The organism is Mycobacterium sp. (assembly GCF_025933915.1).
Classification (GTDB): domain Bacteria; phylum Actinomycetota; class Actinomycetes; order Mycobacteriales; family Mycobacteriaceae; genus Mycobacterium.
On the sequence record NZ_JAICZA010000059.1, the window covers coordinates 1 to 26,530 of the forward strand.

At 69.0% G+C, this 26,530-nt stretch carries 29 protein-coding genes and 1 pseudogene; 21 read left to right on the forward strand and 9 right to left on the reverse strand.

The genetic code is table 11. The annotated features are described in order from the left end of the window. Positions 1 to 28 precede the first annotated feature (28 nt). From Q0W90_RS11615 to Q0W90_RS11630, 4 genes are all read left to right on the forward strand, one after another. Positions 29 to 1,042, forward strand: coding sequence for a restriction endonuclease subunit S (locus Q0W90_RS11615; RefSeq protein WP_297774642.1), 1,014 nt, complete (start codon positions 29 to 31; stop codon positions 1,040 to 1,042). A 10-nt stretch (positions 1,043 to 1,052) separates the two neighbouring features. Next, complete coding sequence (gene thyX / locus Q0W90_RS11620; RefSeq protein ID WP_297599534.1) at positions 1,053 to 1,805, forward strand: FAD-dependent thymidylate synthase; 753 nt, start codon at positions 1,053 to 1,055, stop codon at positions 1,803 to 1,805. Between the two features lie 308 nt (positions 1,806 to 2,113). Then, a complete protein-coding gene (dapA, locus tag Q0W90_RS11625; RefSeq protein ID WP_297774627.1) occupies positions 2,114 to 3,016 on the forward strand; it encodes a 4-hydroxy-tetrahydrodipicolinate synthase in 903 nt (300 codons plus the stop codon). A 19-nt stretch (positions 3,017 to 3,035) separates the two neighbouring features. After that, positions 3,036 to 4,712: a ribonuclease J gene (locus tag Q0W90_RS11630; RefSeq protein ID WP_297697472.1), complete on the forward strand. Its 1,677-nt coding sequence runs from the start codon at positions 3,036 to 3,038 to the stop codon at positions 4,710 to 4,712. 6 nt (positions 4,713 to 4,718) lie between these two features. Here the strand turns inward: Q0W90_RS11630 and Q0W90_RS11635 are convergent, their stop codons facing one another. From Q0W90_RS11635 to Q0W90_RS11645, 3 genes are read right to left on the reverse strand one after another with little or no spacing between them, the layout of a single operon-like run. Beyond that, positions 4,719 to 5,591: an SAM-dependent methyltransferase gene (locus Q0W90_RS11635; RefSeq protein ID WP_297599537.1), complete on the reverse strand. Its 873-nt coding sequence runs from the start codon at positions 5,589 to 5,591 to the stop codon at positions 4,719 to 4,721. 5 nt (positions 5,592 to 5,596) lie between these two features. Further along, positions 5,597 to 6,427 carry a mycofactocin-coupled SDR family oxidoreductase gene (locus tag Q0W90_RS11640; protein WP_297697471.1) on the reverse strand — a complete coding sequence of 277 codons (831 nt, stop codon included), beginning with the start codon at positions 6,425 to 6,427 and terminating at the stop codon, positions 5,597 to 5,599. Continuing rightward, a complete protein-coding gene (locus Q0W90_RS11645; RefSeq protein ID WP_297599539.1) occupies positions 6,427 to 6,741 on the reverse strand; it encodes a putative quinol monooxygenase in 315 nt (104 codons plus the stop codon). Before Q0W90_RS11645 ends, Q0W90_RS11640 begins: the two co-directional genes overlap by 1 nt. Positions 6,742 to 6,918: 177 nt before the next feature. Here Q0W90_RS11645 and Q0W90_RS11650 point away from each other — a divergent pair, with 177 nt between their 5' ends. Further along, a complete protein-coding gene (locus Q0W90_RS11650) occupies positions 6,919 to 9,411 on the forward strand; it encodes a DNA translocase FtsK (RefSeq protein ID WP_297697470.1) in 2,493 nt (830 codons plus the stop codon). Positions 9,412 to 9,416: 5 nt separating this feature from the next. Here Q0W90_RS11650 and Q0W90_RS11655 read toward each other — a convergent pair whose 3' ends face one another. Then, complete coding sequence (locus Q0W90_RS11655; protein ID WP_297598578.1) at positions 9,417 to 9,932, reverse strand: amino-acid N-acetyltransferase; 516 nt, start codon at positions 9,930 to 9,932, stop codon at positions 9,417 to 9,419. 56 nt (positions 9,933 to 9,988) lie between these two features. Here Q0W90_RS11655 and pgsA point away from each other — a divergent pair, with 56 nt between their 5' ends. From pgsA to Q0W90_RS11675, 4 genes are all read left to right on the forward strand, one after another. Then, the gene (pgsA, locus tag Q0W90_RS11660) at positions 9,989 to 10,579 is read left to right on the forward strand and encodes a CDP-diacylglycerol--glycerol-3-phosphate 3-phosphatidyltransferase (protein ID WP_297598577.1); all 591 of its coding nucleotides are present in this window, start codon (positions 9,989 to 9,991) and stop codon (positions 10,577 to 10,579) included. A gap of 115 nt (positions 10,580 to 10,694) precedes the next feature. Continuing rightward, entirely contained in the window at positions 10,695 to 11,045 is a 351-nt protein-coding gene (gene clgR / locus Q0W90_RS11665; protein ID WP_297598576.1) for a transcriptional regulator ClgR, read from the forward strand. Positions 11,046 to 11,170: 125 nt separating this feature from the next. Then, on the forward strand, positions 11,171 to 11,998 hold the full coding sequence (pspA, locus tag Q0W90_RS11670) for a phage shock protein PspA (RefSeq protein WP_297598575.1): 828 nt from the start codon (positions 11,171 to 11,173) through the stop codon (positions 11,996 to 11,998). 9 nt (positions 11,999 to 12,007) lie between these two features. After that, positions 12,008 to 12,817, forward strand: coding sequence for a hypothetical protein (locus Q0W90_RS11675; protein ID WP_297774632.1), 810 nt, complete (start codon positions 12,008 to 12,010; stop codon positions 12,815 to 12,817). Here Q0W90_RS11675 and Q0W90_RS11680 read toward each other — a convergent pair. Together Q0W90_RS11680 and Q0W90_RS11685 are read right to left on the reverse strand one after the other, a co-directional pair. Beyond that, complete coding sequence (locus Q0W90_RS11680; RefSeq protein ID WP_297598573.1) at positions 12,814 to 13,212, reverse strand: DUF5313 domain-containing protein; 399 nt, start codon at positions 13,210 to 13,212, stop codon at positions 12,814 to 12,816. The genes Q0W90_RS11675 and Q0W90_RS11680 overlap by 4 nt on opposite strands. Positions 13,213 to 13,227: 15 nt before the next feature. Beyond that, positions 13,228 to 13,659 (reverse strand): limonene-1,2-epoxide hydrolase family protein, encoded by a 432-nt coding sequence (locus Q0W90_RS11685; protein ID WP_297598571.1) that lies wholly within the window; start codon positions 13,657 to 13,659, stop codon positions 13,228 to 13,230. Positions 13,660 to 13,711: 52 nt separating this feature from the next. Here Q0W90_RS11685 and Q0W90_RS11690 point away from each other — a divergent pair, with 52 nt between their 5' ends. Genes Q0W90_RS11690 through Q0W90_RS11700 form a run of 3 tightly spaced genes read left to right on the forward strand, consistent with a single transcriptional unit; the run spans position 13,712 to position 15,445 of the window. Continuing rightward, complete coding sequence (locus Q0W90_RS11690; protein WP_297774634.1) at positions 13,712 to 14,878, forward strand: glycosyltransferase; 1,167 nt, start codon at positions 13,712 to 13,714, stop codon at positions 14,876 to 14,878. Between the two features lie 49 nt (positions 14,879 to 14,927). Beyond that, positions 14,928 to 15,197, forward strand: a complete 270-nt coding sequence (locus Q0W90_RS11695; protein ID WP_297697467.1) for a hypothetical protein — start codon at positions 14,928 to 14,930, stop codon at positions 15,195 to 15,197. Positions 15,198 to 15,238: 41 nt separating this feature from the next. After that, complete coding sequence (locus Q0W90_RS11700) at positions 15,239 to 15,445, forward strand: DUF3046 domain-containing protein (RefSeq protein WP_297697466.1); 207 nt, start codon at positions 15,239 to 15,241, stop codon at positions 15,443 to 15,445. Between the two features lie 10 nt (positions 15,446 to 15,455). Here the strand turns inward: Q0W90_RS11700 and Q0W90_RS11705 are convergent, their stop codons facing one another. Together Q0W90_RS11705 and Q0W90_RS11710 are read right to left on the reverse strand one after the other, a co-directional pair. Then, positions 15,456 to 16,082 carry an NAD(P)H-dependent oxidoreductase gene (locus Q0W90_RS11705; RefSeq protein WP_297598562.1) on the reverse strand — a complete coding sequence of 209 codons (627 nt, stop codon included), beginning with the start codon at positions 16,080 to 16,082 and terminating at the stop codon, positions 15,456 to 15,458. Positions 16,083 to 16,140: 58 nt separating this feature from the next. Then, a complete protein-coding gene (locus Q0W90_RS11710) occupies positions 16,141 to 16,800 on the reverse strand; it encodes a (2Fe-2S)-binding protein (RefSeq protein ID WP_297697465.1) in 660 nt (219 codons plus the stop codon). A 230-nt stretch (positions 16,801 to 17,030) separates the two neighbouring features. Here Q0W90_RS11710 and recA point away from each other — a divergent pair, with 230 nt between their 5' ends. Genes recA through Q0W90_RS11730 form a run of 4 tightly spaced genes read left to right on the forward strand, consistent with a single transcriptional unit; the run spans position 17,031 to position 20,815 of the window. Beyond that, a complete protein-coding gene (recA, locus tag Q0W90_RS11715; RefSeq protein ID WP_297697464.1) occupies positions 17,031 to 18,083 on the forward strand; it encodes a recombinase RecA in 1,053 nt (350 codons plus the stop codon). Continuing rightward, a complete protein-coding gene (recX, locus tag Q0W90_RS11720; protein ID WP_297598557.1) occupies positions 18,049 to 18,570 on the forward strand; it encodes a recombination regulator RecX in 522 nt (173 codons plus the stop codon). Before recA ends, recX begins: the two co-directional genes overlap by 35 nt. 53 nt (positions 18,571 to 18,623) lie before the next feature. Further along, entirely contained in the window at positions 18,624 to 20,177 is a 1,554-nt protein-coding gene (gene miaB / locus Q0W90_RS11725) for a tRNA (N6-isopentenyl adenosine(37)-C2)-methylthiotransferase MiaB (RefSeq protein WP_297598581.1), read from the forward strand. Beyond that, positions 20,165 to 20,815: a hypothetical protein gene (locus Q0W90_RS11730; protein ID WP_297598555.1), complete on the forward strand. Its 651-nt coding sequence runs from the start codon at positions 20,165 to 20,167 to the stop codon at positions 20,813 to 20,815. Before miaB ends, Q0W90_RS11730 begins: the two co-directional genes overlap by 13 nt. 6 nt (positions 20,816 to 20,821) lie before the next feature. On the opposite strand, the gene Q0W90_RS11735 is transcribed toward Q0W90_RS11730, so the two are convergent. Continuing rightward, positions 20,822 to 22,159 carry a DUF349 domain-containing protein gene (locus Q0W90_RS11735; RefSeq protein WP_297598553.1) on the reverse strand — a complete coding sequence of 446 codons (1,338 nt, stop codon included), beginning with the start codon at positions 22,157 to 22,159 and terminating at the stop codon, positions 20,822 to 20,824. Positions 22,160 to 22,625: 466 nt separating this feature from the next. Here Q0W90_RS11735 and Q0W90_RS11740 point away from each other — a divergent pair, with 466 nt between their 5' ends. The 5 genes and pseudogenes from Q0W90_RS11740 to Q0W90_RS11760 all read left to right on the forward strand — a co-directional run. Further along, a complete protein-coding gene (locus Q0W90_RS11740; RefSeq protein ID WP_297598551.1) occupies positions 22,626 to 23,603 on the forward strand; it encodes a DMT family transporter in 978 nt (325 codons plus the stop codon). A gap of 41 nt (positions 23,604 to 23,644) precedes the next feature. Then, a complete protein-coding gene (locus Q0W90_RS11745) occupies positions 23,645 to 24,337 on the forward strand; it encodes a hypothetical protein (RefSeq protein ID WP_297598549.1) in 693 nt (230 codons plus the stop codon). An 8-nt stretch (positions 24,338 to 24,345) separates the two neighbouring features. After that, positions 24,346 to 25,272, forward strand: coding sequence for a tRNA (adenosine(37)-N6)-dimethylallyltransferase MiaA (miaA, locus tag Q0W90_RS11750; protein ID WP_297774644.1), 927 nt, complete (start codon positions 24,346 to 24,348; stop codon positions 25,270 to 25,272). A 4-nt stretch (positions 25,273 to 25,276) separates the two neighbouring features. After that, positions 25,277 to 26,161: a diaminopimelate epimerase gene (gene dapF / locus Q0W90_RS11755; protein ID WP_297774640.1), complete on the forward strand. Its 885-nt coding sequence runs from the start codon at positions 25,277 to 25,279 to the stop codon at positions 26,159 to 26,161. Between the two features lie 46 nt (positions 26,162 to 26,207). Then, positions 26,208 to 26,530 (forward strand): annotated as a pseudogene (locus tag Q0W90_RS11760) (GTPase HflX); the annotation flags it as partial.

Sequence of the window (26,530 nt, forward strand, 5' to 3'; positions counted from 1 at the left end):
CAGCGGGAACCGTGCGCCGCCGCGCGCGCTGGACGGGCGCTTTCCCGTCTACGGGTCCAACGGCGCGATCGGTTCTGCCGCGGAACGCAACGCCAGCGGGCCGCTGATCGTTGTGGGTCGCGTCGGATCGTATTGCGGCAGTTTGCGCTACTGCGATTCCGACGTCTGGGTGACCGAGAACGCGCTCGTGTGCCGCGCCAAAAACCCACTGGAGACGCGGTATTGGTATTACGCCCTGCACACCTGCCGGCTGGGCGATCACCGATCCGGGTCGGGCCAACCCCTGCTCAATCAGCGGATCCTGCACGACGTTTCGGTGTGCACCATCGCGGCGGACGAGCGCCAACACGTCGCCGAACTGCTCGGTGCCCTCGACGACAAGGTCGCCGCCAACGAGCGTGTGATCGAGGCGGCCGAACGCCTGATGGTTGCCCACGCCGAATCGGTGGTGGACCGGGTGCGGCTTTCGAGCCTGGCGGTCCCGTCGGCCACGTTTCGCGACGTGAAGGAGTTCGGCGAACGGGTCGCCCACTTCAGCCTTCCGGCGTTCGACGACGGGGCCAAACCCCGCCTGGTCGACGGACGGTCGGTGAAAAGCGGCAAGTTGCTCCTGCCGGCGCCGTGCGTCCTGTTCGCCAAGCTGAACCCGAGGATTCCGCGGATCTGGAATGTGGTGAGCCTGCCGCCGGACATGGCGGTGGCCAGCACGGAGTTCGTCGTGCTGCGGCCGCTCGGCGTTGATTCCTCGGCGCTGTGGTCGGCGCTGCGGCAACCGGACGTCTCATTGCGGGTGCGGCAGCGGGCCGCGGGGACCTCGGGCAGCCATCAGCGGATTCAACCGCGTGACCTTCTCGACGTGGCGGTCCCCGACGTCCGCCGATTGAGTCGCGCGGCGCTGCAGGCGATCACCAGCCTGGGCGCACTGTGCCATGCCCGGCGCGCCGAAAGCACCCGGTTGTCCGGCTTGCGTGATGCGCTGTTGCCGTTGCTGGTCTCCGGCCGGGTGCGGGTCTCCGACACTGATCCACCTGGCACGCTTTAAGGTGAGCGCCGTGGCCCAGATCGCGCCGCTGCGCGTGCAACTGATCGCCAAGACCGAGTTCTTGGCCCCCCCGGACGTGCCGTGGAGCACCGACGCCGACGGCGGCCCCGCGCTCGTCGAGTTCGCCGGCCGGGCCTGCTATCAAAGCTGGTCGAAACCCAATCCGAAGACCGCGACCAACGCCGGCTACATCAGGCACATCATCGACGTCGGACACTTTTCGGTGCTCGAGCACGCCAGCGTGTCGTTCTACATCACCGGCATCTCGCGCTCCTTGACGCACGAGCTGATCCGGCACCGGCACTTCTCCTACTCGCAGCTGTCGCAGCGCTACGTCCCCGAGACGGACTCGCACGTCGTCGTGCCGCCGGGGATGGAAGACGATCCCGAACTGCAACAGATCCTGGCCGCGGCCGCCGACGCCAGCCGCGCCACCTACACGGAGTTACTCACCAGGCTGGAGGCGAAGTTCGCTGACCAGCCGAACGCCATTCTGCGGCGCAAGCAGGCGCGTCAGGCCGCCCGCGCCGTGCTGCCCAGCGCGACCGAAACCCGCATCGTCGTGACCGGCAACTACCGGGCATGGCGCCACTTCATCGCCATGCGCGCCAGCGAGCACGCCGACGTCGAAATCCGGCGGCTGGCCATCGAGTGCCTGCGTCAGCTGGCGGGCGCGGCGCCCGCGGTGTTCGCCGACTTCGAGATCTCCACCCTGGCAGACGGGACCGAGGTCGCGACCAGCCCGTTGGCCACCGAAGCCTGAGCCGGCGTCGGCCGGCGAGGGCTGCAGGTGGCAATCCCGCGTAGGCCACCGAAGCCTGAGCCGGCGTCGGCCGGCGAGGGCTGTCAGTCACTGCGGTCACCCGGCCGGACCATAGTGCGTTGTGCCCGCCTCACAGCGACACAAGCCCGGCCTATTCGCGCCGACGTCGGCGTTGTCGCTCAGAGGCGGGCAATTACCCCATAACTACCGGCCTGCGCCGTGGGCCGGCTTCAGTATGTTGACGAGCGGGGCAACGCGCCTTTGTGCGGGTGCGAAATAGCTTGCTGTCGCCAGGTAACCTGAACACCGTGAGCACGGTCGGATTCGACGCCCCAGCGCGGTTGGGAACCGTGCTGACCGCGATGGTGACACCGTTTCGCGCCGACGGCTCCGTGGACACCGACACCGCCGCGCAATTGGCCCACCACCTGATCGACGCGGGCTGTGACGGGCTGGTGCTCTCCGGCACCACCGGCGAGTCGCCGACCACCACCGACGACGAGAAACGAGAGCTGCTGCGCGTCGTGCTGGAGGAGGTGGGCGACCGGGCCCGCGTCATCGCCGGTGCGGGCACCTACGACACCGCGCACAGCGTCCGGCTGGCCAAGGCCTGCGCCGCCGAAGGCGCCCATGGACTGCTGGTGGTCACGCCGTACTACTCGAAGCCACCCCAGAGCGGGCTGATCGCGCATTTCACCACCGTCGCCGACGCGACCGAATTGCCGGTGCTGCTCTACGACATCCCGCCACGCTCGGTGATACCGATCCAGCCCGAAACCATCCGTGCGCTGGCCGCCCACCCGAACATCGTCGGGATCAAAGACGCCAAGGCCGACCTGCACGGCGGCGGTCAGATCATCGCCGAGACCGGCCTGGCCTACTACTCCGGTGACGACGCGCTGAACCTGCCGTGGCTCGCCATGGGGGCCACCGGCTTCATCAGCGTGATTGCTCATGTGGCGACCAATCAGCTCCGGGAAATGTTGTCCGCCTTCAATTCCGGGGATATCGCCACCGCCCGCAAGATCAACGCCACCATCGCCCCGCTGTGCGACGCGATGGCCCGCCTGGGCGGGGTGACGATGTCCAAGGCGGGTCTGCGCCTGCAGGGCATCGACGCCGGCGATCCCCGGCTGCCGCAGATGCCCGCTACGGCAGAGCAAATCGACGCGCTGGCCGCCGATATGCGTGCGGCGTCGGTGCTCAGGTGACCCAAGGAGCGTCCGAGAAGTGGATGTAGACCTCGCCCCGCCCGGCCCGTTGGCCACCGGGGGGTTGCGGGTCACCGCCCTGGGTGGCATCAGCGAAATCGGCCGCAACATGACGGTTTTCGAGCACCTGGGCCGGCTGTTGATCATCGACTGCGGCGTGATGTTCCCGACCCACGACGAGCCCGGGGTCGATCTCATCCTGCCGGATCTGCGCCACATCGAGGACCGGCTCGACGACATCGAGGCGCTGGTGCTCACCCACGCCCACGAGGACCACATCGGCGGAATTCCGTTCCTGCTCAAGCTGCGTCCCGACATTCCGGTCGTCGGTTCGAAATTCACGCTGGCGCTGGTCGCCGCGAAGTGTCGCGAGCACCGGCTCAAGCCGGTGTTCGTCGAGGTGGCCGAGGGCCAGAAGAGCCCCCACGGCGTGTTCGAATGCGAATACTTCGCCGTCAACCACTCCATCCCCGACGCCCTGGCGATCGCCGTGCACACGGGTGCGGGAACGGTTTTGCACACCGGCGACATCAAGCTCGACCAGCTCCCCCTGGACGGCCGGCCGACCGACCTGGCCGGCATGTCCCGGCTCGGTGACACGGGAGTGGACCTGTTCCTGTGTGATTCGACCAACTCCGAGCTGCCCGGTGTCGGGCCGTCGGAAAGCGAAGTGGGTCCGACGCTGCACCGCCTGATTCGCGGCGCCGACGGCCGCGTGATCGTGGCGTGCTTCGCCTCCAACGTGGACCGGGTTCAGCAAATCATCGATGCCGCAGTGGCATTGGGGCGCAGGGTGTCGTTCGTCGGCCGGTCCATGGTGCGCAACATGGGGATCGCCCGCGAGCTCGGCTTCCTCCGGGTGGCGGATTCCGACGTGATCGACATCGGTGCCGCCGAGATGATGCCGCCCGAGAAGGTGGTGCTGATCACCACCGGAACCCAGGGCGAGCCGATGTCGGCGTTGTCGCGGATGTCGCGCGGTGAGCACCGCAGCATCACGCTGACCGCGGGTGACCTCGTGGTGCTGGCGTCCTCGCTGATCCCGGGCAACGAGGAGGCGGTGTACGGCGTCATCGACGAGCTTGCCAAGATCGGGGCCCGGGTTGTCACCAACGCCCAAGCGCGCGTTCATGTTTCGGGTCACGCCTACGCGGGGGAACTGTTGTTTCTGTACAACGGGATTCGGCCCCGCCACGTCATGCCCGTGCACGGCACGTGGCGGATGCTGCGCGCCAACTCCAAGCTGGCGGCCCGCACCGGAGTGCCGGAGGAGTCGATCCTGTTGGCCGAGAACGGCGTCAGCGTGGACCTGGTCGCGGGCAAGGCCGCGATAGCCGGCGCGGTGCCGGTCGGCAAGATGTTCGTCGACGGCCTGATCAACGGCGACGTCGGCGACATCACGCTGGGCGAACGGCTCATCCTGTCATCGGGTTTCGTCGCGGTGACCGTGGTGGTTCAGCGCGGCACCGGACGTCCGGTGGCCCCACCGCACCTGCATTCGCGGGGATTCTCCGAAGATCCCAAGGCGCTCGAGCCCGTGGTGCGCAGGGTCGAGGCGGAGCTGGAAGCGCTGATGGCCGAGAACATCACCGATCCGAGCCGCATCGCCCAGGCCGTGCGGCGCACCATCGGCAAGTGGGTGGGCGAAACCTACCGCAGGCAGCCGATGATCGTGCCGACCGTCATCGAGGTCTGAACGCGGCTAGATCTTCTCCGCGAAGGCCGACCACTCCAGTTGCGACGCCTTGAGTTTGCGACCGGTGGGCTCGACGTAACGCTGGGCGAGTTCATCGGGCCCGGCCTGCTCCACCAGGCGCCAACCGTACTCGTCGAGGAAAGCGGCAACCTCGTCGGGCTGCAAGCCGAAATGCCACAATTGCCGCCGCTGGCGGACGTTGCGGTACAGCGTGCGGGTGCCATACCGATTCGTGCCGTCGATGAAATCCCTGCGGACGTAGGTGAACACCAAACGGCTGCCGGGCGCCGCCGCGCGCAGCCCCTCCAGCGTCCGGCGAACGGTGGCTTCGGTCAGGTATTGGGTGACGCCTTCGCAGATGAAGAAGACCCGGTAATCGGTGCGGTACCCGTGCTCGGCGAGCGCGGTGAGCAGGTCGTCATGCTCGAGGTTCAACGCCACCAACCGAACCGACAGCGGTGGTTCGCCCAGCACCCGGCGGACCGTCTTGAACTTGCGGGCGACGTTCACCGGCAGATCGACCTCGAACACCGGGATGCGGACCCGCCGCGTCAGCAGATAGGCGCGGGTGTCCAGCCCCGCCCCGAGAATGACGACGGCGTCGATGCCGTCGAGCGACTCCGCGAGCTTGTCGGCGATAAAACGCTTGCGGCAGGCCAGATTCGCCCACAGCCCGGGACCGGTGAACTCCGAGCCGCGGATCATCAGGCGACGAACCGGCGCGAACCGCGTCGCGCCGACCAGCCACCGCAGCGGGGCGGGCAGAAACAGCTCGGCGAAATCGTCGTCCACGAGGCGGCGCCCGGGCGGCTCGTTTTGCTCGACCGCGGCCAACAGCATCGGGCCGAACGCCGTCTGCGCCACCAGATTTCGCGCCATGACCGCTACTTATTCAAGAAGCCCGCGTCGACCGGCAAGGTGACGCCGGTGATGTAGCGGGCCTGATCGGACACCAGCCATGCCACCGCATTGGCGATGTCTTCGGCTTCCAGCACCTCCACGGGCATGGCGTTGCCCATCGCCCCCGGCGTGTCGGTCGCGGCGGCCATCTTGGCCAGCCACTCGCGGGTGAACTCATTGTTGATCATCGGCGTCTCGACACCGGAGGGATGAATCGAGTTGACCCGAATCATCTGCCCGGCAAGCAGGTTCGCGTAAATCCGCATCAGCCCCACGACCCCGTGCTTGGCGGCGGCGTAACCCACGGAACCGGCGTCCGGGCTGCCCACGCCGGCCAGCCCGGCGCTGGAGCTGATCAACACGATCGACCCGCCCGTGCCCTGCTTGACCATCGTGGGTATCGCGGCCTTGATGGTGTGGTAGACGCCGGTGAGGTTGACGTCGATGACGTCGCGCCAGCCGTCGTCACCGGATTGCATGGGAGCGATCCCGGCGTTGGCCACCACGATGTCGAGACGGCCGAACTCGTCGAGACCCGCTTGCAGTGCCGCGGACAGCGATTCGCGGTCGCGGACGTCGCCACGAGAGGACACGATGCGCGAGCCGGTGTCCTCGACGAGCTTCACGGTGGCCGCCAGGTCCTCCGGTGTGGCCAGCGAGTAGGGGACGCTGGCGATCTGGTCGCACAGGTCGACGGCGATGATGTCGGCGCCGTCGGCGGCCAGCCGCACCGCGTGCGCGCGTCCCTGGCCGCGCGCGGCGCCGGTGATGAAGGCGACCTTCCCTTTCAGTGGGCCATCCGGCGTGGGGGTCATCAGGGGCGCAACTGTCCTTTGGCCGGATCGCCCGCCGAGATCGTCTGCAACATCTTGATGTCGGGGGCGCCGTCGAGGTGCTCGCCGGCCGCGCTGAACATCTTGCCGATCGCCGGCGCGGTGCTGTGCGCCTTGAGCGCCTCCTCATCGGCCCATTGCTCGACGAAGACGAAGGTCTCGCCCGATTGGTGCAGCGAGTACAGCTGACAGCCGGGCTCGTCGTGCACTTCTTCGACCGCGCGGGTGAGGATGTCGCGAACGGTGTCGACCGATTCCGGTTTGACGGTCATGGTGGCGACGACGACGACGGGCATTGATGGCCTCCTGGGCGCTCCGGGATGGGTGACGAGCACGACTCTTGTTGCCCAAGTCACCGGCTGTCTACCCTACTCACGCGACCGGGCGGCCGACCCGTCACATGCCTGACAAGCCGGACCGTTACCAGTGTGGCGGGTGGTGTAGATGATGTCGTTGCGACTACCCTTGCCGTCATGCCCAGTAAGACCGCCGCCCGCTCCGGAAGCCGAACGAGCAGGTCAAAGGCCCCTTCGCGGGCCAGCCGGCCCCGAGGTGCGCGACCAGCGGCGCCCCGCCGGAAGGTCGGCAAGCCCACCCGGCGGCGCCACCACTCGCCACTGGTCGGAATCGGCGTGACCTGCGGCCGCGCCATGCGCGCCACCTGGCTGATGGCCGCCAGGGGGACGGGCGGCGCGGCCCGGTCGATCGGGCGGGCCCGCGACATCGACCCAGGACACCGTCGCGACGGAATCGCGCTGCTTTTGCTGGGCTTTTCCGTGGTGGTCGCTGCGAGCTCGTGGTTCCACGCGGCCGGGCCGGTCGGCGCGTGGGTCGACACCCTGTTGCGGACCTTCATCGGCGCCGGCGTGCTGGCGCTGCCGGTCGTCACCGCCGCGGTGGGCGTCGCGCTGATGCGGACCGAGCCCAACCCCGACGTGCGCCCCAGGCTGATCCTGGGCGCCAGCTTGATCACCCTGTCGGTGCTCGGCCTGCGCCATCTGTGGTCCGGTTCGCCGGGAGACCCGGAAGCGCGCCGTCGCGCGGCGGGATTCGTCGGCTTCGCGATCGGCGGGCCGCTCTCGGACGGGTTGACGCCCTGGATCGCCGCGCCGCTGCTGTTCATCGGCTTCATGTTCGGCCTGCTGCTGTTGACGGGCACCACCATCCGCGAGGTGCCCGTGGTGATGCGCAACCTGTTCCACACTCGGTTCGTCGACGAGGACTACGACGACGAACCGTACGACTACGCCGACGAGTTCGCCGACGACCCCGGCCCCGGTCACGACTCTGACGACGCGCCGCAGCCGTGGTCGCCCGACGACGACGCCCAGGCCGCGCTGCAGGACGACGTCCCCACCGTCCCCGAACCCGCCTTACAACCCGGCTCAGAACCCGGCGCGAGGCGGGGCCGCAAGCGCGGACGGTCGACGGGCAAGCAGGACACCATCGAGCTGGACCGGGTTGTCGAGGGGCCGTACACGCTGCCGTCGCTGAGCCTGCTGGTGGCGGGCGACCCGCCCAGGAAGCGCAGCGCCGCCAACAACGTCATGGCCGACGCCATCACCGAGGTGCTGACCCAGTTCAAGGTGGACGCGGCGGTGACCGGTTGCACCCGCGGCCCCACCGTGACCCGCTACGAGGTCGAGCTCGGACCGGGCGTGAAGGTCGAGAAGATCACCGCGCTGCAGAAGAACATCGCCTACGCCGTGGCCACCGAAAGCGTGCGCATGCTGGCGCCCATCCCCGGCAAGTCGGCCGTGGGCATCGAGGTGCCCAACACCGACCGCGAAATGGTGCGGCTGGCCGACGTGCTCACCGACCCGTCGACCCGCCGCGACCACCATCCGCTGGTCATCGGGCTGGGCAAGGACATCGAGGGCGACTTCATCGCCGCCAACCTGGCCAAGATGCCGCACCTGCTGGTCGCCGGCTCCACCGGATCCGGTAAATCCAGCTTCGTCAACTCGATGCTGATTTCGCTGCTGACCCGCGCCACCCCGGAAGAGGTCAGGATGATCCTGATCGACCCGAAGATGGTGGAACTGACGCCGTACGAAGGCATTCCGCATCTGATCACCCCGATCATCACCCAGCCCAAGAAGGCGGCGGCCGCGCTGGCCTGGCTCGTCGAGGAGATGGAGCAGCGCTACCAGGACATGCAGGCGTCGCGGGTCCGGCACATCGACGACTTCAACGACAAGGTGCGCTCCGGCGCCATCACCGCGCCGCTCGGCAGCCAGCGCGAGTACCGGCCCTACCCGTACGTGGTGGCGATCGTCGACGAGCTGGCCGACCTGATGATGACCGCGCCGCGCGATGTCGAGGACGCGATCGTGCGGATCACCCAGAAGGCCCGCGCCGCAGGCATTCACCTGGTGCTGGCCACCCAGCGCCCGTCCGTCGACGTGGTCACCGGGCTGATCAAGACCAACGTGCCGTCCCGGTTGGCGTTCGCCACGTCATCGCTCATCGACAGCCGGGTGATCCTGGACCAGGCCGGCGCCGAGAAGCTGATCGGCATGGGCGACGGCCTGTTTTTGCCGATGGGCACCAACAAACCCATCCGGCTGCAGGGTGCCTTCATCACCGACGAGGAGATCCAGGCCGTCGTCACCGCCTGCAAGGACCAGGCCGAACCCGAGTACACCGAGGGCGTCACCAACGCCAAGCCCACCGGCGAACGCACCGACGTCGACCCCGACATCGGCGACGACATGGACGTGTTCTTGCAGGCCGTCGAGCTGGTGGTATCCAGCCAATTCGGCTCCACCTCGATGCTGCAGCGCAAGCTGCGCGTCGGCTTCGCCAAGGCCGGCCGGCTGATGGACCTGATGGAGACCCGCGGCATCGTCGGGCCGTCCGAAGGGTCCAAGGCGCGCGAGGTGTTGGTCAAGCCCGACGAACTGGCGGGAACGCTGGCGTTGATCAGGGGTGGCAGCGACGCCGACGGCGGCGATCCCGAATAACGCCGCTACAGCCTCAGCAGCATCCGGGAGTTGCCGAGAATGTTCGGCTTGACGTAGCTGAGGTCCAGGAACTCGGCCACGCCGATGTCGTAGGAACGGCACATCTCCTCGAAGACCTCGGCGGTGACCGGGGTGCCCTCGATCTCGGTGAACCCGTGCCGCGCGAAGAACTCGGTCTCGAAGGTCAGCACGAAGAGCCGCTTGAGCGCCAAGTCGCGGGCGACTTCCAGCAGCCGGTCGACGATCGCGTGGCCGATGCCGTGGCCGGTCATCGCCGGGTTGACCGCGACCGTACGCACCTCGCCGAGGTCGGCCCACAGCACGTGCAGCGCCCCGCAACCGACCACCCGGCCCTCGTGCTCGGCCACCCAGAACTCCTGAACGGCCTCGTAGAGGGTCACGAGATTCTTTTCGAGCAGGATCTTTCCCGCGTACGTGTCGACCAGCTGCTTGATGGCCGGAACATCGGACGTTCGCGCTCGCCGAACCAGCGGCCGGTAGCCCTGCGGACTTCTGCTCACGGCTAACAGTATCGACATCGGGGACGGCGGCGCTGGTCAACCGTTATTCTGTTGCCGTGTCGGGGCAGCCGCAGACGGGTCCGGTGGTAGGCCGCGCGAATATCGCCAACCTCGCCAATACGCTGACGCTGTTGCGGCTGGTGCTGGTACCGGTCTTTCTGCTCGCCCTGTTCGCCGGGGACGGCCGGCAAGCCGGTTTCCGGGTGGTGGCTTTCCTCATCTTCGCGGTGGCCTGCATCACCGATCGGCTGGACGGCCTGCTGGCCCGTAACTACGGCATGGCAACGGAATTCGGCGCGTTCGTCGACCCGATCGCGGACAAGACGCTGGTGGGATCGGCACTGATCGGGTTGTCGATGCTCGGTGAGCTGCCGTGGTGGGTCACCGTGGTGATCCTGATCCGCGAATTCGGCGTCACCGTGCTGCGGTTGGCCGTGATCCGCCGCGGGGTCATCCCGGCCAGTTGGGGCGGCAAGCTCAAAACCGTGGTGCAGGTGCTGGCCATCGGGCTGTTCGTCCTGCCGCTGGCGGGGGGCTTCCGGGTGACCGCGGATGTGGTGATGGGCGCGGCGATCGTGCTGACGGTGATCACCGGCATCGACTACGTGGTGTCGACCGTTCGGGAAGTGCGCCGGACGAACGGCTGATTTCGGCCCCCGAACGGGAACCAGACCACCGCTGGCGGCGTTCACCTAATGAGCACCTGCCGGAGGCAAGCTGGGGTACGTGCCGCGCAGGGCCGACTGGACGAAGGAGGGCGGGATGCCGCCATTGGTGCGCGAGGTCATCGGCGACGTGCTGCGCGAGGCCCGCACGACACAGGGCCGGACGCTGCGTGAGGTGTCTGATTCGGCGCGAGTGAGCCTCGGGTATCTGTCCGAGGTTGAGCGCGGCCGCAAGGAGCCGTCCAGCGAACTACTCAACGCGATCTGTGACGCGCTGGAGGTCCCGTTGTCGTCGGTTCTCACCCACGCCGGCGAGCGGATGGCCGGCCAGGAGAGGGCCCACGAGCGGGTGGCGATCGGCACGCCCACGGAAGCGCCGGCCGGCACCAGCATCGACGTCAGCACCAAGGTGGTCATTCCGCCGGTGGCGTCGCTGGCGCTGGCCTGAGCGCCGGCGCGGCGGATCCCGCGCAAGGGGTGGGGCGATCGGCGCCAACCCACTAAATTGAGCGACAGGCGCAGGGCCCGTCCGGACCCATCCGGCCCCTCAAGAAGCGAAGGTGGAGCTAACTCATGGCCAATCCGTTCGTCAAGGCGTGGAAGTACCTCATGGCGCTGTTCAACGCGAAAATCGACGAGCATGCAGACCCCAAGGTGCAGATCCAGCAGGCCATCGAGGAGGCGCAGCGCACCCACCAGGCGCTGACCCAGCAGGCGGCGCAGGTGATCGGCAACCAGCGCCAACTGGAGATGCGGCTCAACCGGCAACTCGCCGATATCGAAAAGCTGCAGGTCAACGTGCGTCAAGCGCTGACGCTGGCCGACCAGGCCACCGCCGCCGGTGACGCCGCCAAGGCCACCGAGTACAACAACGCCGCCGAGGCGTTCGCGGCCCAGCTGGTGACCGGCGAGCAGAGCGTCGAGGACCTCAAGGCGCTGCACGATCAGGCGCTGAACGCGGCCGGCCAGGCCAAGAAGGCGGTCGAGCAGAACGCGATGGTGCTGCAGCAGAAGATCGCCGAGCGCACCAAGCTGCTCAGCCAGCTCGAGCAGGCGAAGATGCAGGAACAGGTGAGCGCCTCGCTGCGGTCGATGAGCGAGATCGCCGCGCCGGGTAACGTGCCCAGCCTCGACGAGGTGCGCGACAAGATCGAACGTCGCTACGCCAACGCGATCGGTTCGGCCGAACTCGCGCAGGGTTCGGTGCAGGGCCGCATGCTCGAGGTCGAGCAGGCCGGCGTGCAGATGGCCGGCCATTCCCGGCTCGAGCAGATCCGCGCCTCCATGCGGGGCGAGGCGCTGCCGATCGGGGGGACGCCCGCCGCGGAGTCCACTCCCGGCACGCCCGCGTCCGCGGAGAGCGCCGGTGGCGCGGTCAGCGAGAAGCCACTTGGTCAGTAGCCCGGTGTCATGGCGATGAACGCGGCGCGGTCCGGCCCATGGCGCGCGTTGCTGCACCGGGGATTGGCCACCGTCGCCGATCTTTCCGACGTGCTGGCCCGCAAGATCGGCGCGGCCGCGGACCCGCGCGCACGGCAGCTGCGCCGCCGGCGCCGCGCGCTGCGGTGGGGCCTGATATTCGCCGCCGGGTGCGTGTTCTGGGCGGTGGTGACGATGCTGCTCGCGGCCTGGGGGTGGTTCGCGTTGCTGCTGGAAATCACCGGCGCCGTCGCCGTGGCCATGGCCATCCCGGCCACGTTGCTGCTGCTGCGCTACCGCTGGCTGCGGTCCGAGCCGCTGCCGGTGCCCCGGACCACGAACGCGCGCCGGCTGCCGCCGCCGGGTTCGGCGGCGCGCCCCGCCATGTACGCGCTGGGCGCCTCCGAGCGCGGATTTTTCTCGCTGGTGGCCGTGCTGGAGCGGGGCGCGATGTTGCCGACGGCCGAGATCCGCGACTTGACCGAAGCCGCCGCCAAAACCTCCGCGGCCATGGCGTCCACCGCCGCGCAGGTCGTCTCGATGGAGCGGGCGGCGCAGGCGAGCGAGGAGTCGCGGTCGTATCTGGTGCCCACCATCAACGCGTTCACCGCGCAACTGAGCGCCGGTGTTCGCCAATACAACGAAATGGTCACCGCCGCAGCCCAATTGGTGTCCTCGGCGAACGGTGACGGGCTAGCCGGGTCGCAGCGCTACCGCACCGAGCTGGCCGGGGCCACGGACCGCCTGCTCGGTTGGGCGCAGGCATTCGACGAACTCGGCGGACTGCGCGGCGCCGGCTAGTCTTCCGGGCGCGGGCCGTAGCGCTCGATGTACGACCGATGGATGTGGGCGTCGCGCTTGCGGGCCAGCTCGTCGACCAGCTCGGGGTCCAGACCGTGCACGGCCAGCATGTGGCGGCGCCACACCTTGTTGAGCGCGTGCGAGAAGTACACGAACGGAATGAGAATCGGCAGCGTCATGCCCAGATGCACGTCGAGCGTCGTCGGGATCAACCAGAACGGGGCCAGCACCACCACCGCCGGCACCACCACGCGGCGCATCATCCGGGCGCTCGCGCCCTTGCCGGCCAGGTCGTTGCGCACCCAGTCGCGCATCGAGTCCGGGAGCCGAGCACCGCAGCAATAGCGGACGAACTGAAAGAACTTCGGCCGCGTGCGACCGGCATCCTGGCTCATGATCATTTCCCAGGCTCAGAACGTTGCTTTCAGCGACGGCATCACCAGTGCCACCAGACCGCGCGCGGTGGCTTTGAGCATGTCGAAGAAGTCGAAGTAGTCCCGCCACAACGTGATCCGCCCGTTGTGGACCTCGAACACGCCGCACACCCAGAACTGCAGCCGCAGGGGGCCGAAGATCAGCGCATCGGAGCGTTCGGTGAGTACCGCCCCGCCGTCGGCCGCGATGCGGTGGATCTTCACCTCGAAGGCGGCGCGGCCTTCCATCTGGCGAAACAGCTTCATGGCCCTGGCGCGACCACGAATGGTGGGCAGGCCGACGTTTTCGTAGACGAGGTCGTCGGCCAGCGCGGCGTCGGCGGCGTCGTAATCCGCGTCCTGCAGCGCGTTCAGGAATCCTTCGACCGTGCGGGTGTTCGCAGCGGTTGTCCCAGTCAGCTCGGTCATCTTGCCAGCGTAGGCGAGTGTCGCGGCCCGGCGCTGTGGCAGGGTAAGCGCGATGCGTGTCGCCGTGGTTGCCGGGCCGGATCCCGGGCATTCGTTCCCGGCGATCGCGCTGTGCCGGCGCTTTGCCGAGGCGGGCGACGAGCCCACGCTTTTCACCGGAGCCGAATGGATCGACACCGCCCGCGGCGCCGGCATCGACGCCGTCGCGCTGGACGGGCTGGTGGCCACCGACGACGACGTCGACGCCGGGGCCAGGATCCACCGGCGCGCCGCGCGGATGGCCGTGCTCAACGTGCCCGCGCTGCGCGACCTGGCCCCCGACCTGGTGGTGTCCGACGTCATCACCGCGGGCGGCGGCATGGCCGCCGAGCTGTTGGGGATCCCGTGGATCGAACTCAACCCGCATCCGCTGTACCTGCCGTCGAAGGGCCTGCCGCCGATCGGCAGTGGGCTGGCGCCGGGCACCGGCATCCGGGGCCGGCTGCGGGACACCGCGCTGCGCGCGCTCACCGCGCGTTCCTGGCGGGCCGGCCTGCGGCAGCGCGCGGCGGCGCGGGCCGAGATCGGATTGCCGGCCGACGACCCCGGACCGCTACGACGGCTGATCGCCACGCTGCCCGCGTGCGAGGTGCCCCGGCCCGACTGGCCGCTGGAGGCGGTGGTGGTGGGCCCGCTGCACTTCGAGCCCACCGATCGGGTGCTGGAAATCCCCGCGGGACCCGGACCCGTGGTGGTGGTCGCGCCGTCGACCGCGTTGACCGGCACCGAAGGGCTGGCCGAGGTCGCGCTGGCCTGCCTGACGCCGGGCGACACGCTGCCGGCGGGGGCGCGGGTGGTGGTCTCGCGGCTCGGCGGAGCCGATCTGACGGTGCCGCCGTGGGCGGTGGTCGGGCTGGGCAGCCAGGCCGCATTGCTGAAGCACGCCGACCTGGTGATCTGCGGCGGCGGCCACGGAATGGTGGCCAAGACGCTGCTGGCGGGGGTGCCGCTGGTGGCCGTGCCCGGCGGCGGCGACCAGTGGGAGATCGCCAACCGGATCGTCCGCCAGGGCAGCGCGCGCCTGGTTCGGCCGCTGACCGCCGACGCGCTGGTGGCCGCGGTCAACGAGGTGCTGGCGTCACCCGGTTACCGGGCGGCGGCGCGACAGGCCGCCGCCGGCATCGCCGACGTCGCCGATCCGGTCCGGGTGTGCCACGAGGCGCTGGCGGTGGCCGAATGATCCGCTGCGCAGCGCCCGGGCCGTCTTATGCTTCGGCGGGAGGCACGCAATGAGGATCATCACGACGTTCGCCGCGGGCGCCCTGCTGGCGGGCTCGGTAGTCGGGACGGGCGTCGCCCGCGCCGACCCCGAGCAGCAGCAGGTATGCCAGTTGATGGACGATCCGGCCGCCGCTGAACAGGGACTCGCGCCGGCCGAATACACCTTCATGCAGTTGCGCGCGACGATGTCGGCGCAACGCGCGCGCGACATCATGTCCATCGCGGTCCAGACGGACTGCCCCAACCACATCGTCGATCTGCCGGCCAGCTGGCGGTGACCGGCGGTCGCGCCGGGGTGTCCGATCCATGCCCTCTGGGTATGTTCACTGGCGTGCGGCTAATGGAGTTTCACGAGCGGGTAGTCCTGCGCTTTGGCACCACCTACGGCTCGTCGGTGTTGGTGGATCACGTGCTGACCGGCTTCGACGGACGGACGGCCGCCCAGGCCATCGAGGAGGGGATCGAGCCCCGCGACGTCTGGCGGGCGTTGTGCGCCGACTTCGACGTGCCCCAAGAGCAGTGGTGATCCGAGCGCGTTATTCGTATGCCGGATAAGGGTTTTGCCGCAGCGCAGTGGCCAGGTGCACGGCATTGCGGGCCGCATTCCGGGTGGCGGACGCGACGGCCTCCGGGACGTCGTCGAGGTCGGTGTAGTCGGTGCCCTGCATGGCCTCGCCGTTCCAGTAGGTGCAACCCTGCGCGGCGATCGAGAAACCGATGTCATTGAGCGCCTGAAATAGGTCCGCAACGATCTTGTGCGCGCCGTCCTCGTTGCCCACGACCGCGGCCAGGGCCACCTTGCCCACCATCCGCGGCCTTCCCGCGTCGTCCGTGTCGGACAGCTCGGCGTCGAGGCGCTCCAGGACGCGCTGGGCGACGCTGGACATGTGACCGACCCAGGTGGGCGTCGACACGATGACGATGTCCGCCGCCTCGACCTTGTTCAACAGCGCGGGCCACTCATCGCCCGGCCCCATGTCGGCTTCGACACCGGGAAGCAGCGCCAGGTCCACGCACCGTACGGTCTCACCCGCGACGCCGGCGCTGCGCAGCTGTTCGAGCAACTGGCCGGCGATCAGCTCGCTGCTGGACGGCGCCGGGCTCTTCTTCAACGAGCAGACCAGCGCGAGGGCGCGCAGGGATGGGGTTTCGGCGGAGGACATGTTGGCCAGATACCCCGACACGGCGACGCCAAACGACGCTCCCGTGGCCCGACCGGCCCTATCGCCGCGTCGGGCGAAGCACGCAGTCGTCGCACAGGGATCCTCCGGGCAGCCGATAGAAAAGGCAGCAGCTGCGACGCCGCAAGCCCAGCTGCGGGCCGGTGATGACGCCGGATCCGGCCAGCACCCCGGTGTCCAACAGGGACCGGGTCGTCTCGACGATCGGGCGACGCAGGTCGGGCCGCGCCGACAGCAGGGCTCGCGCGGCCCCCACCAGCGCGGAGGCGATGTTGCCCGCGAGCAGCGCGGGCGCCAGCTTGACCCGCAGGCCGGCGGCGAGCGGCCGCATGTGCTCGCTCACCACGACGCGGTATAGCGCGTCCGGTGCATCGGCGGGTTTCCCGAGCGGTCTGGGCAGGCGTAGCCGGGCGCCGTCGTCGGCGCGTTGCAGGTCGTCGAGGTCGGGGAGGACGCCGTGGCCGATCGCGCACGCGAGCACCGGTGACCACAGCCGGGAGGCGTGGGCCAGGTGAACCAGTGAGGCGCCGATCCGCCGGTCGGTCGTGCGGTAGCGCCGGACGGTGGCGTCGATCAGGTCGGCGCAGCCGTCGGCGTAGGACTGCCCGACCGGATGCCACCCCGTCGCGTCGCCCCCGACGGTCAGCGCGAAAAAGCCTCCGTAGGAAGCTGTTTCGGCCAGCTGGGTGGAGATGTCCATTGCTTCGCGACCGCCTCCCGGGGAAATCCGCCTGGGAAGCCCGTCGACGCCTTTCGGTGGCCGATGTTGCCACACGCGATGGGCGGCCAACGGCGTGTCGGACTTGAATCGAACACCTGTTCGGCTAGTGTGGGGAGCGTTCGGCCAGTCAACTTGTCGGTGGCCTTCTCTAGTGTCACCGACAACCGACCGATACCGGTCAGACGAACACCGACTATAGGAGAGGCACCATGGCGCAAGCCCCCGATCGCGAAAAGGCTCTCGAACTGGCGATGGCCCAGATCGAAAAGAGCTACGGCAAAGGCTCGGTGATGCGTCTCGGCGACGAGACGCGTCAGCCGATCTCGATCATCCCGACCGGATCCATCGCACTGGACGTGGCCTTGGGCATTGGCGGGCTGCCCCGCGGCCGGGTCGTGGAGATCTACGGCCCGGAATCCTCGGGTAAGACCACCGTCGCGCTGCACGCGGTGGCCAACGCCCAGGCCGCCGGCGGCGTCGCGGCCTTCATCGACGCCGAGCACGCCCTGGACCCGGAGTACGCCAAAAAACTCGGTGTGGACACCGACTCCCTGTTGGTCAGCCAGCCGGATACGGGGGAGCAGGCTCTCGAGATCGCCGACATGCTGATCCGCTCCGGCGCCCTGGACATCCTGGTCATCGACTCGGTGGCCGCGCTGGTGCCGCGCGCGGAGCTCGAAGGCGAGATGGGGGACAGCCATGTCGGTCTACAGGCCCGGCTGATGAGCCAGGCACTGCGGAAAATGACTGGCGCGCTGAGCAATTCGGGAACAACCGCGATCTTCATCAACCAGCTGCGCGAGAAGATCGGGGTGATGTTCGGCAGCCCTGAAACCACCACGGGTGGAAAGGCCTTGAAGTTCTACGCCTCGGTGCGCATGGACGTACGCCGGATCGAGACGCTCAAGGACGGCACCAATGCGGTCGGCAACCGCACTCGGGTCAAGATCGTCAAGAACAAGGTGGCTCCGCCGTTCAAGCAGGCCGAGTTCGACATCCTCTACGGCCGGGGGATCAGCCGGGAGGGCTCGCTGATCGATATGGGTGTGGATCAGGGCTTCATCCGCAAGTCCGGTTCCTGGTTCACCTATGAGGGCGAGCAGCTCGGCCAGGGCAAGGAGAACTCCCGCACCTTCTTGATGGAAAACGACGAAGTGGCCAACGAGATCGAGAAGAAGATCAAGGAAAAGCTTGGCATTGGCGCGGTTGTGACCGATGACTTGTCCGATGACGGCGTCCTGCCCGCCCCCGTCGATTTCTGAGCCCTCTCGCGAAGAGCAGGCGCGGGCGCTGTGCCTGCGCCTGCTCACCGCGAGAGCGCGCACGCGGGCCGAGCTGCGTGGCCGGCTGTCCAAGCGCGGCTATCCCGACGAGGTCAGCGAGCGGGTGCTCGACCGCTTGGCCTCCGTCGGCCTGATCGATGACGCCGACTTCGCCCAACAGTGGGTGCGGTCCCGCCGGGCGCACGCCGGGAAAAGCAAGCGTGCCTTGGCCGCCGAGTTACACACCAAGGGCGTCGACAACGACGTGATCACCACCGTGCTGGCCGGCATCGATGCCGGCGCCGAGCGGGACCGGGCGGGGCAATTGATCCGGGCCAAGCTGCGCCGCGAGACGCTGAGCGACGACGATGCGCGGGTGACTCGCCGGCTGGTGGGGATGCTGGCGCGCCGCGGCTACAGCCAGAACCTGGCGTGCGAGGTCGTCCTGGCGGAACTGGCCGCCGAACGGGAGCGCCGCCGGGTCTAGCTGCGGGTTAATCCGGTGGGCACCGCTCGCCGTACCATGGCCCCGTGACTTCGATGGTGCGAGAGGCCGTGGCGGCGGACGCCGCACCGGCGCGCACCTATCAGGTCCGCACCTACGGCTGCCAGATGAACGTCCACGACTCCGAACGGTTGGCGGGCCTGCTCGAGGCGGCCGGCTACGAGCGCGCGGCCGACGGCGCGGACGCCGACGTGGTGGTGTTCAACACCTGCGCGGTTCGCGAGAACGCCGACAACAAGCTGTACGGCAACCTCAGCCACCTGGCTCCGCGCAAACGCGAAAATCCCGAGATGCAGATCGCCGTCGGTGGCTGCCTGGCCCAAAAGGACCGCGACGGGTTGCTGCGCAAGGCGCCCTGGGTCGACGTCATCTTCGGCACGCACAACATCGGGTCGCTGCCCACGCTGCTCGAGCGGGCCCGCCACAACAAAGTCGCCCAGGTGGAAATCGCCGAGGCGCTGCAGGAGTTTCCGTCCTCGCTGCCGAGCGCCCGCGAATCCGCCTATGCCGCTTGGGTTTCCATCTCGGTTGGGTGCAACAACAGCTGCACGTTCTGTATCGTTCCGTCGCTGCGCGGCAAAGAGGTCGACCGCAGCCCCGACGACATCCTCGCCGAGGTCGCCTCGCTGGTGGACGACGGCGTGCTCGAGGTCACGCTGCTGGGTCAGAACGTCAACGCCTACGGGGTGTCCTTCGCCGACCCGGCGTTGCCCCGCGATCGCGGCGCCTTCGCGCGCCTGCTGCGGGCTTGCGGCGATATCGACGGGCTGGAACGGGTGCGGTTCACCTCGCCGCATCCGGCCGAATTCACCGACGACGTCATCGAGGCCATGGCGCAGACGCCGAATGTGTGTCCCGCCCTGCATATGCCGTTGCAATCCGGGTCCGACCGGGTGCTGCGCGCGATGCGGCGTTCCTACCGCGCCGAGCGTTACCTCGGCATCATCGACCGCGTCCGGGCCGCCATGCCGCACGCCGCCATCACCACCGATCTGATCGTCGGATTTCCCGGTGAGACCGAGGAGGACTTCGCGGCCACGCTGGACGTCGTGCGCCAGGCTCGGTTCTCGGCCGCGTTCACCTTCCAGTACTCCAAGCGACCCGGCACCCCCGCCGCCGACCTCGACGGGCAGATACCGAAAGCCGTTGTACAGGAACGCTACGAGCGGCTGGTCGAACTGCAGGAGGAGATCTCGCTGCGGGGCAACCAGGCCCTGATCGGGCAGCCCGTCGAACTGCTCGTCGCCACGGGTGAAGGACGCAAGGACACCGCCACCGCGCGGATGAGCGGACGCTCCCGCGACGGCCGGCTGGTGCACTTTGCTGTCCGAGAAGCCGTCCGAGAAGTCGTCCGAGAAGTCGCCACCGACCCCGCCGACACCCGGCCTCACCCGGGCGACATCGTCACCACGGTGGTCACCGGGGCCGCGCCCCACCACCTCATCGCCGACGCGGGCATCCTGACCCATCGCCGCACCCGGGCCGGTGACGCGCACGCCGCCGGGCGGCGCCCGCGCGGTATCGGACTTGGCATGCCCGCCGTCGGGCCGCCCGTCGGCCCGGCCGAACCCCTGGGATGTGCACGATGAAAAAAGAAGACACACAGCTCGGCGCCCTGCGGACCGAGATCGAGGCCGCCGAACGTCGGGTGGCACGCGGAATCGATCCCGGCCCAAGGGCTTTCTTCGTGTCGATCCTGGTGTTCGCGCTGCTGGGATCGTTCATCTTGCCGCACACCGGCGATGTGCGCGGATGGGACGTGTTGTTCGAAAGCCACGGTGCCGGCGCGGCCGCGGTCGCGCTGCCGTCGCGGATGTTCGCCTGGCTGGCGCTGGTATTCGGTGTGGGCTTTTCGATGCTGGCGCTGGTGACCCGGCGCTGGGCGCTGGCGTGGGTTGCGCTGGCAGGCTCGGCGATCGCGGGCGCCGCGGGCATGTTGGCGATCTGGTCGCGTCAGACCGTGGCCGCGGGGCACCCGGGGCCGGGATGGGGCCTGATCGTCGCCTGGATCACCGTCCTGCTGCTCACCTACCACTGGGCCCGCGTGGTGTGGTCGCGGACCATCGTGCAGCTCGCCGCCGAGGAAGAGCGTCGGCGCGTCGCCGCGCAACAGCAGTCGATCACGCTGCTGGATGCATTGGGCAACCCGGCCCCGCCCGCCGCCGCGGAAACGCCCTCGGCGCCCGCCGGCCCCGACAGCGGTACGGGATCTGACGATGTCCGTTAGGGGCCGTTAGGCCTTGCGGGACAGGGCCTCCACGGCCGCCTGCGCCCACTGCCGCCACTGTTCGGCGTTGGCTTTGGCCTCTTCGGCTTCCTTGGCCCGCCCCGCCGCGGCGGCCTTTTGAGCCTGCTGTTGGTATTGCTCGGCGCGGGCCTGGAATTGCTCGGCCCGAGCCTGCGCCTGGGGATCCGACCAACCCGTCTCGCCGGCGTCGCGCACCTTCTTCTCGACCGCGCGCAGTCGCCGCTCGAGCTCGCCGGACCGCTCCCGCGGGACTTTGCCGATCGCATCCCATTTCTCGGTGATCGAGCGCAGCGTCGCCCGGGCCGCGTCGTGGTTGCTGGTGTCCAGCTTCTCCGCCTCGGCCAGCAGCGCCTCTTTGGCGGTCGCATTGGCGCGGAACTCCGCGTCCTTTTCCGCCGTCACCGCGTTGCGGGCGGTGAAGAACACGTCCTGGGCCGCCTTGAAGCGCCGCCACAGGGCTTCGTCGACCTCGCGGGTCGCTCGCCCAGCCGCCTTCCACTCGGTGAGCAGCTTGCGGAACTCGGCGCTGGTGGCCGTCCAGTCGGTCGAATCGGACAGCTCTTCGGCCCGCTCGCAGAGCCGCTCCTTGGCCTGGCGGATGCCCGAGCGCTCTTTGTCCAGCTCGGCGAAATGCGAACCCCGCCGCCGGTTGAAGGCCTCCCGCGCCGCGGAATAGCGCTTCCACAACGCGTCGTCCACCTTGCGGTCCAGACCGCTGATGGTCTTCCATTCGTCGAGGATCGCGCGCAGCCGGTCGCCCGCGGCCTTCCACTGCGTCGCGTTCGCGCCCAACTCCTCGGCCTCGGCGGCCAGCGCCTCCTTGCGGGCGGTCTGGGTGGCGCGGTGCTCCTCGCGCCGCGAGCGGTCCGCGGCGACAGTCGCCTCGGCATGTTCGGCAATGCGGGTCAAACGGGTTGCGAGCGCATCGATATCGCCCAGCACGGCGGCCGTCGGCAGCGTCTCGGCCAGCTCGGCCGCGTGAACCTTGATCTTGCGCGCGTCACCGGTCCCCGAGGCCAGCCGCTCCTCCATGAGCGTGACCTCGGTGGCCAGGTCATCGAACCGCCGGCCGAAGTGGGCGAACGCGGCGTCGCGGTCACCGGCCTGCCAGGAGCCGATGATGCGCTCGCCGGCGGCGCTGATCAGCCAGACCGTGCCATCGTCATCCACGCGCCCAAATTGGTACGGATTGCTGGGCGGGGGCGGCACCAGCACCGGGTGAGCGGCCGGCCGCGACCCCGAGCTCACGGGCCGGGGGCCGGGACGCGGTCCCGGACGCGGCACGGACCGAGCTGAATCGTCGCGAGGCTCGTCAGCCGTCATGCGCTCGTCACTACCCTTTCGCAACCTTCCGCGCGGTTCGTGTCCCGCGCGCCTGCCGCGCGTAGCGGCACCGTCTCCTGCATCTGCGGATGACCCATCCAGGTTTCCCCAGCAGGTGCCTAACAGTATTCAAGCAGCTTGGCCCGCCATGCGCCGCCACCTTGGTATTCCCGCCCGGACGCCGATGAGGCGCCCGCGCGGTCCTGATTCCCTCGGGCAAGCTGTGGCCAGAGCTCCGAAGCGGATGGGGCTGACCCATCGCCGAACAACCGCCTGTGACATTCTCTTAGGGTTATCCAAGCGGTTACATAGCTTGCTGAAGTAATAATCAAATGATCGCCTGCTGCGCAGCTGGCGACGTGTGGAACGTCATAGATTTGTAGTTGAACTGAACGCAAAATGTGCGTGTATTTGCTTGCGCCCCGGGGAAAGCTGGGTCGGAGGTTCGTGAGCTGGGGGTCGGGATATGTCGAAGGTAGATGTCGCTGCGTTGATTGCCTTGTGCGCGGCGCTGGCATCGGCGATCGGCGATGTGATCCGCCAGCGCTCCGCGCACGAAATCACCGACAAACAGGTCGGACACCTCGAACTGTTCCGCCTGTCGCTGCGCGATGCGCGATGGTGGCTCGGCGGCATGGCCGCGGTCACGAATTACAGCCTGCAGGCCGCGGCCCTGGCGTGGGGCTCGGTGGTCCTGGTCACGGCTTTGCAGGTGACCGCGCTGTTGTTCGCGCTGCCCATCTACGCGCGAGTTGCCCACCATCGGGTGAGGCCACGGGAGTGGATGTGGGCGATGATCCTGGCCGGCGCGCTGGCGGTGGTCATCATCGTCGGCGACCCCGCGGCCGGCCACCAACGCGCTCCGCTGCAGACCTGGATCATCGTGGCCTTGATCATGGTTCCGGCTTTGGTGGGCTGTGTGGTGGCGGCACGAATTTGGACCGGCGGCCCGTTCGCTGCGGTGCTCCTCGCCGTGGTGGCCGGTTCCTCGCTGGCGCTGTTCGCGGTGCTGACCAAGGGTGTCGTCGAGATGTCCGAGCACGGCTTGATGCGCGTGGTGACGTCGCCGGAGTTCGTGCCGTGGCTCCTGGTGGCCCTGGCCGGGATGATCTTCCAGCAATCGGCCTTCCGCGCCGGCACGCTGACCGCGTCCCTGCCGACGATGACGGTGGCGAAGCCCGTGGTCGCGGGGCTGCTCGGGGTGCTGGTGCTGGGCGAGACGGTGAATGCCAGCGGCCCCGAGGCATTCGTGCTGATCGCCGCCGTGTCGGTGGTCATCATCGCGACGATCGCGTTGGCCCGCGGCGAGGCCGCCGCCGTCGATCGGACCGACCCCGGTGGGGACAGTGCCACGCGAAAAGCGCGGTCCCGGGATACGCCCGCCGCGGACGACTTCGGCCCCTACGGTGACCGCCTGGTTGTGGCAGACGGCTCACGCTGCTGACTAATTCTGGCCCACCCGGCCGGTCACGTTAGTTTGGTGGCGTGTTGAGCACCATTGCCATCGTTCCGTCGGCGCCCGTGCTTGTTCCGGAACTCGCCGGTGCGGCCGCCGCCGAGGTGGCCGACCTGTCCGCGGCGACGCTCGCGGCGGCCGCCTTGCTGCCCGAACGCTGGGTGGTCATCGGGACGGGCCCCGCCGACGACGAATTCGGGCCCGATGCCGTGGGAACCTTCGCGGGTTTCGGTGTGGACGTGCGTGTCCGGCTGTCCCCACAGTCGGGCGACGTGTCCGAGCCGGCCGGACTACCGGTGTGCGCGTTGCTGGGTGGCTGGGTGCGCGGCCAGACGCACCCGCAGGCCAGCGCGCAGGTGCGGGTCTACCGTAGCGATCACGACGTCGATACCGCGTTGAGCCGCGGCAAACAACTGCGTGCCGAGATCGACCGGCTGCCGGAGCCGATCGGTGTGCTGGTCGTGGCCGACGGCGCCAATACCCTGACTCCGGCCGCCCCCGGCGGGCACGACCCGGGCAACGCCGTCGCCCAAAAGGCCCTCGACGACGCGCTGGCCGGTGGCGACGTCGGGGAGCTGATCCGCCTGCCGCACCAGATCCTGGGGCGGGTCGCGTTTCAGGTGCTGGCCGGCCTGGCCGAGCCGGGACCGCGATCGGCCAAGGAGCTCTATCGGGGAGCGCCCTACGGGGTGGGCTACTTCGCCGGCGCCTGGCAGCTGTGACGGTGCCGGTGCGACCACTGGCGATCGTCGGCCCCACGGGTACCGGCAAATCGCAGCTGGCCCTCGACATTGCAGAACGGGCCGAGCCGCTGAGCGCGGAGATCGTGAACGCCGACGCGATGCAGCTCTATCGGGGCATGGACATCGGCACCGCCAAGCTGCCCGTCGGGGAGCGCCGCGGCATCCCCCATCATCAGCTCGACGTCCTCGACGTCAACGAGACCGCAACGGTCGCCCGCTATCAGCGCGCCGCCGCGGCGGACATCGAAGCGATCGCGGCCGCCGGCGCGGTGCCGATCATCGTGGGCGGCTCCATGCTCTACATCCAGGCGCTGCTCGATGACTGGTCGTTTCCCGCCACCGATCCCGCGGTGCGCGCACGCTGGGAGCGGCGGCTGGCCGAGGTCGGGGTGGGCGAGCTGCACGCCGAGCTGGCCCGTCTCGATCCCGCCGCGGCCGCATCGATCCTGCCCACCGACGCCCGGCGCACGGTGCGGGCCCTGGAAGTGGTCGAGCTGACCGGCCAGCCGTTCGCCGCCTCGGCACCACAGATCGGCGCACCTAGGTGGGACACCGTCATCATCGGGTTGGATTGTGACACAACGGTTCTCGATGAACGGCTCGCCAGGCGCACCGACGCGATGTTCGACCAGGGTCTGGTCGGCGAGGTCACCGCGCTGCTCGAGCAGGGTCTGCGCGACGGGGTCACCGCCGCGCGCGCCCTGGGCTACGCGCAGGTGATCGCGGCGCTCGACGCGGGCGGCGGACCGGATCGGCTGAGCGAGGCGCGGGAGCAGACCTTCGCGGGCACCCGACGCTATGTACGACGGCAGCGGTCGTGGTTTCGCCGTGACCACCGGGTGCACTGGCTCGACGCCGCCGATCGTGCCCGCGTCGTCGACGGCGCGGTGCGGGCGTGGCGCCACGTATCCTGAACAGGTGAAATTCGCAAAGGGCCACGGCACCCAGAACGACTTTGTGGTGCTGCCTGACCCGCAGGCCGCGCTGCGCCTGACCGAGTCGCGGGTGGCCGCGCTCTGCGACCGGCGACGCGGGCTGGGCGCCGACGGCGTGCTGCGGGTCACCACCGCCGGCGCCGCCGCCTCGGCCGGCGTGCTCGACCGGCTGCCCGACGGCGTGGCCGCCGACGACTGGTACATGGACTACCGCAACGCGGACGGGTCCATCGCCCAGATGTGCGGCAACGGCGTGCGGGTCTTCGCGCACTACCTGCGCGTCAGCGGGCTGGAGGGCCGCGACGATTTCGTGGTCGGGTCGCTGGCCGGTCCCCGGCCGGTGACCGTGCATCGCGTCGATGCGACCACCGCTGACATCAGCGTCGACATGGGCAAGGCCAACAGGCTGGGCAGCGGGGGAGACGCCTTTGCCGCGACGGTGGGGGGCCGGCGGTTTTCCGGCCTGGCGATCGATGTGGGCAATCCCCACTTGGCCTGCGTCGACCCCGACCTGACCGTTGCCGCGTTGGCGGCGCTGGACGTCGCCGCGCCGGTGAGGTTCGATGCCGCCCAGTTCCCGGACGGGTTGAACGTCGAGATCCTCACCGCTCCGGCCGACGGGACGGTACACATGCGAGTGCACGAGCGGGGAGTGGGCGAAACACGCTCGTGTGGCACCGGAACGGTGGCGGCCGCGGTCGCTGCGCTGGCCGGCACCGGCGCGGACACCGGCACGCTGACCGTTCGGGTGCCGGGCGGCGAGGTCGTCGTCACCATCACCGATGCCACCAGCTACCTGCGGGGGCCCTCGGTACTGGTGGCCCATGGAGAAATCAGCGAGGAATGGTGGCGCGAACAGTGGCGTTAATTCAGATGCACGACACCGACTTTGCGTGCATCATCTCTTACTGCCTATGACACATCCCGAATTTCGCGATCACGCTCCGACGGCCACGGAGCCAAGCACGGGCGAGCTCGCCCTCGAGGATCGGTCGGCGTTGCGCCGTGTCGCCGGCCTGTCGACCGAACTCACCGACGTCACCGAGGTCGAGTACCGCCAGCTTCGGCTCGAGCGGGTCGTCCTGGTGGGCGTGTGGACCGACGGCAGCGCCGCCGATAGCCAGGCCAGCATGGCCGAACTGGCGGCCCTGGCCGAAACCGCCGGCTCCCAGGTGCTCGAAGGGCTCATTCAGCGCCGCGACAAGCCCGACCCCTCGACCTACATCGGTTCGGGTAA

Bases quoted from the DNA above. Each gene is read 5' to 3' on its own strand.
- Q0W90_RS11635 (WP_297599537.1), bottom strand. From the start codon at position 5,591: ATGGCGCGAAATCTGGTGGCGCAGACGGCGTTCGGCCCGATGCTGTTG.
- Q0W90_RS11640 (WP_297697471.1), bottom strand. From the start codon at position 6,427: ATGACCCCCACGCCGGATGGCCCACTGAAAGGGAAGGTCGCCTTCATC.
- Q0W90_RS11645 (WP_297599539.1), bottom strand. From the start codon at position 6,741: ATGCCCGTCGTCGTCGTCGCCACCATGACCGTCAAACCGGAATCGGTC.
- Q0W90_RS11650 (WP_297697470.1), top strand. From the start codon at position 6,919: ATGCCCAGTAAGACCGCCGCCCGCTCCGGAAGCCGAACGAGCAGGTCA.
- clgR (WP_297598576.1), top strand. From the start codon at position 10,695: ATGCCGCCATTGGTGCGCGAGGTCATCGGCGACGTGCTGCGCGAGGCC.
- pspA (WP_297598575.1), top strand. From the start codon at position 11,171: ATGGCCAATCCGTTCGTCAAGGCGTGGAAGTACCTCATGGCGCTGTTC.
- Q0W90_RS11675 (WP_297774632.1), top strand. From the start codon at position 12,008: ATGGCGATGAACGCGGCGCGGTCCGGCCCATGGCGCGCGTTGCTGCAC.
- Q0W90_RS11680 (WP_297598573.1), bottom strand. From the start codon at position 13,212: ATGAGCCAGGATGCCGGTCGCACGCGGCCGAAGTTCTTTCAGTTCGTC.
- Q0W90_RS11685 (WP_297598571.1), bottom strand. From the start codon at position 13,659: ATGACCGAGCTGACTGGGACAACCGCTGCGAACACCCGCACGGTCGAA.
- Q0W90_RS11690 (WP_297774634.1), top strand. From the start codon at position 13,712: ATGCGTGTCGCCGTGGTTGCCGGGCCGGATCCCGGGCATTCGTTCCCG.
- Q0W90_RS11695 (WP_297697467.1), top strand. From the start codon at position 14,928: ATGAGGATCATCACGACGTTCGCCGCGGGCGCCCTGCTGGCGGGCTCG.
- Q0W90_RS11700 (WP_297697466.1), top strand. From the start codon at position 15,239: ATGTTCACTGGCGTGCGGCTAATGGAGTTTCACGAGCGGGTAGTCCTG.
- Q0W90_RS11705 (WP_297598562.1), bottom strand. From the start codon at position 16,082: ATGTCCTCCGCCGAAACCCCATCCCTGCGCGCCCTCGCGCTGGTCTGC.
- Q0W90_RS11710 (WP_297697465.1), bottom strand. From the start codon at position 16,800: ATGGACATCTCCACCCAGCTGGCCGAAACAGCTTCCTACGGAGGCTTT.
- recA (WP_297697464.1), top strand. From the start codon at position 17,031: ATGGCGCAAGCCCCCGATCGCGAAAAGGCTCTCGAACTGGCGATGGCC.
- recX (WP_297598557.1), top strand. From the start codon at position 18,049: ATGACGGCGTCCTGCCCGCCCCCGTCGATTTCTGAGCCCTCTCGCGAA.
- miaB (WP_297598581.1), top strand. From the start codon at position 18,624: ATGGTGCGAGAGGCCGTGGCGGCGGACGCCGCACCGGCGCGCACCTAT.
- Q0W90_RS11730 (WP_297598555.1), top strand. From the start codon at position 20,165: ATGTGCACGATGAAAAAAGAAGACACACAGCTCGGCGCCCTGCGGACC.
- Q0W90_RS11735 (WP_297598553.1), bottom strand. From the start codon at position 22,159: ATGACGGCTGACGAGCCTCGCGACGATTCAGCTCGGTCCGTGCCGCGT.
- Q0W90_RS11740 (WP_297598551.1), top strand. From the start codon at position 22,626: ATGTCGAAGGTAGATGTCGCTGCGTTGATTGCCTTGTGCGCGGCGCTG.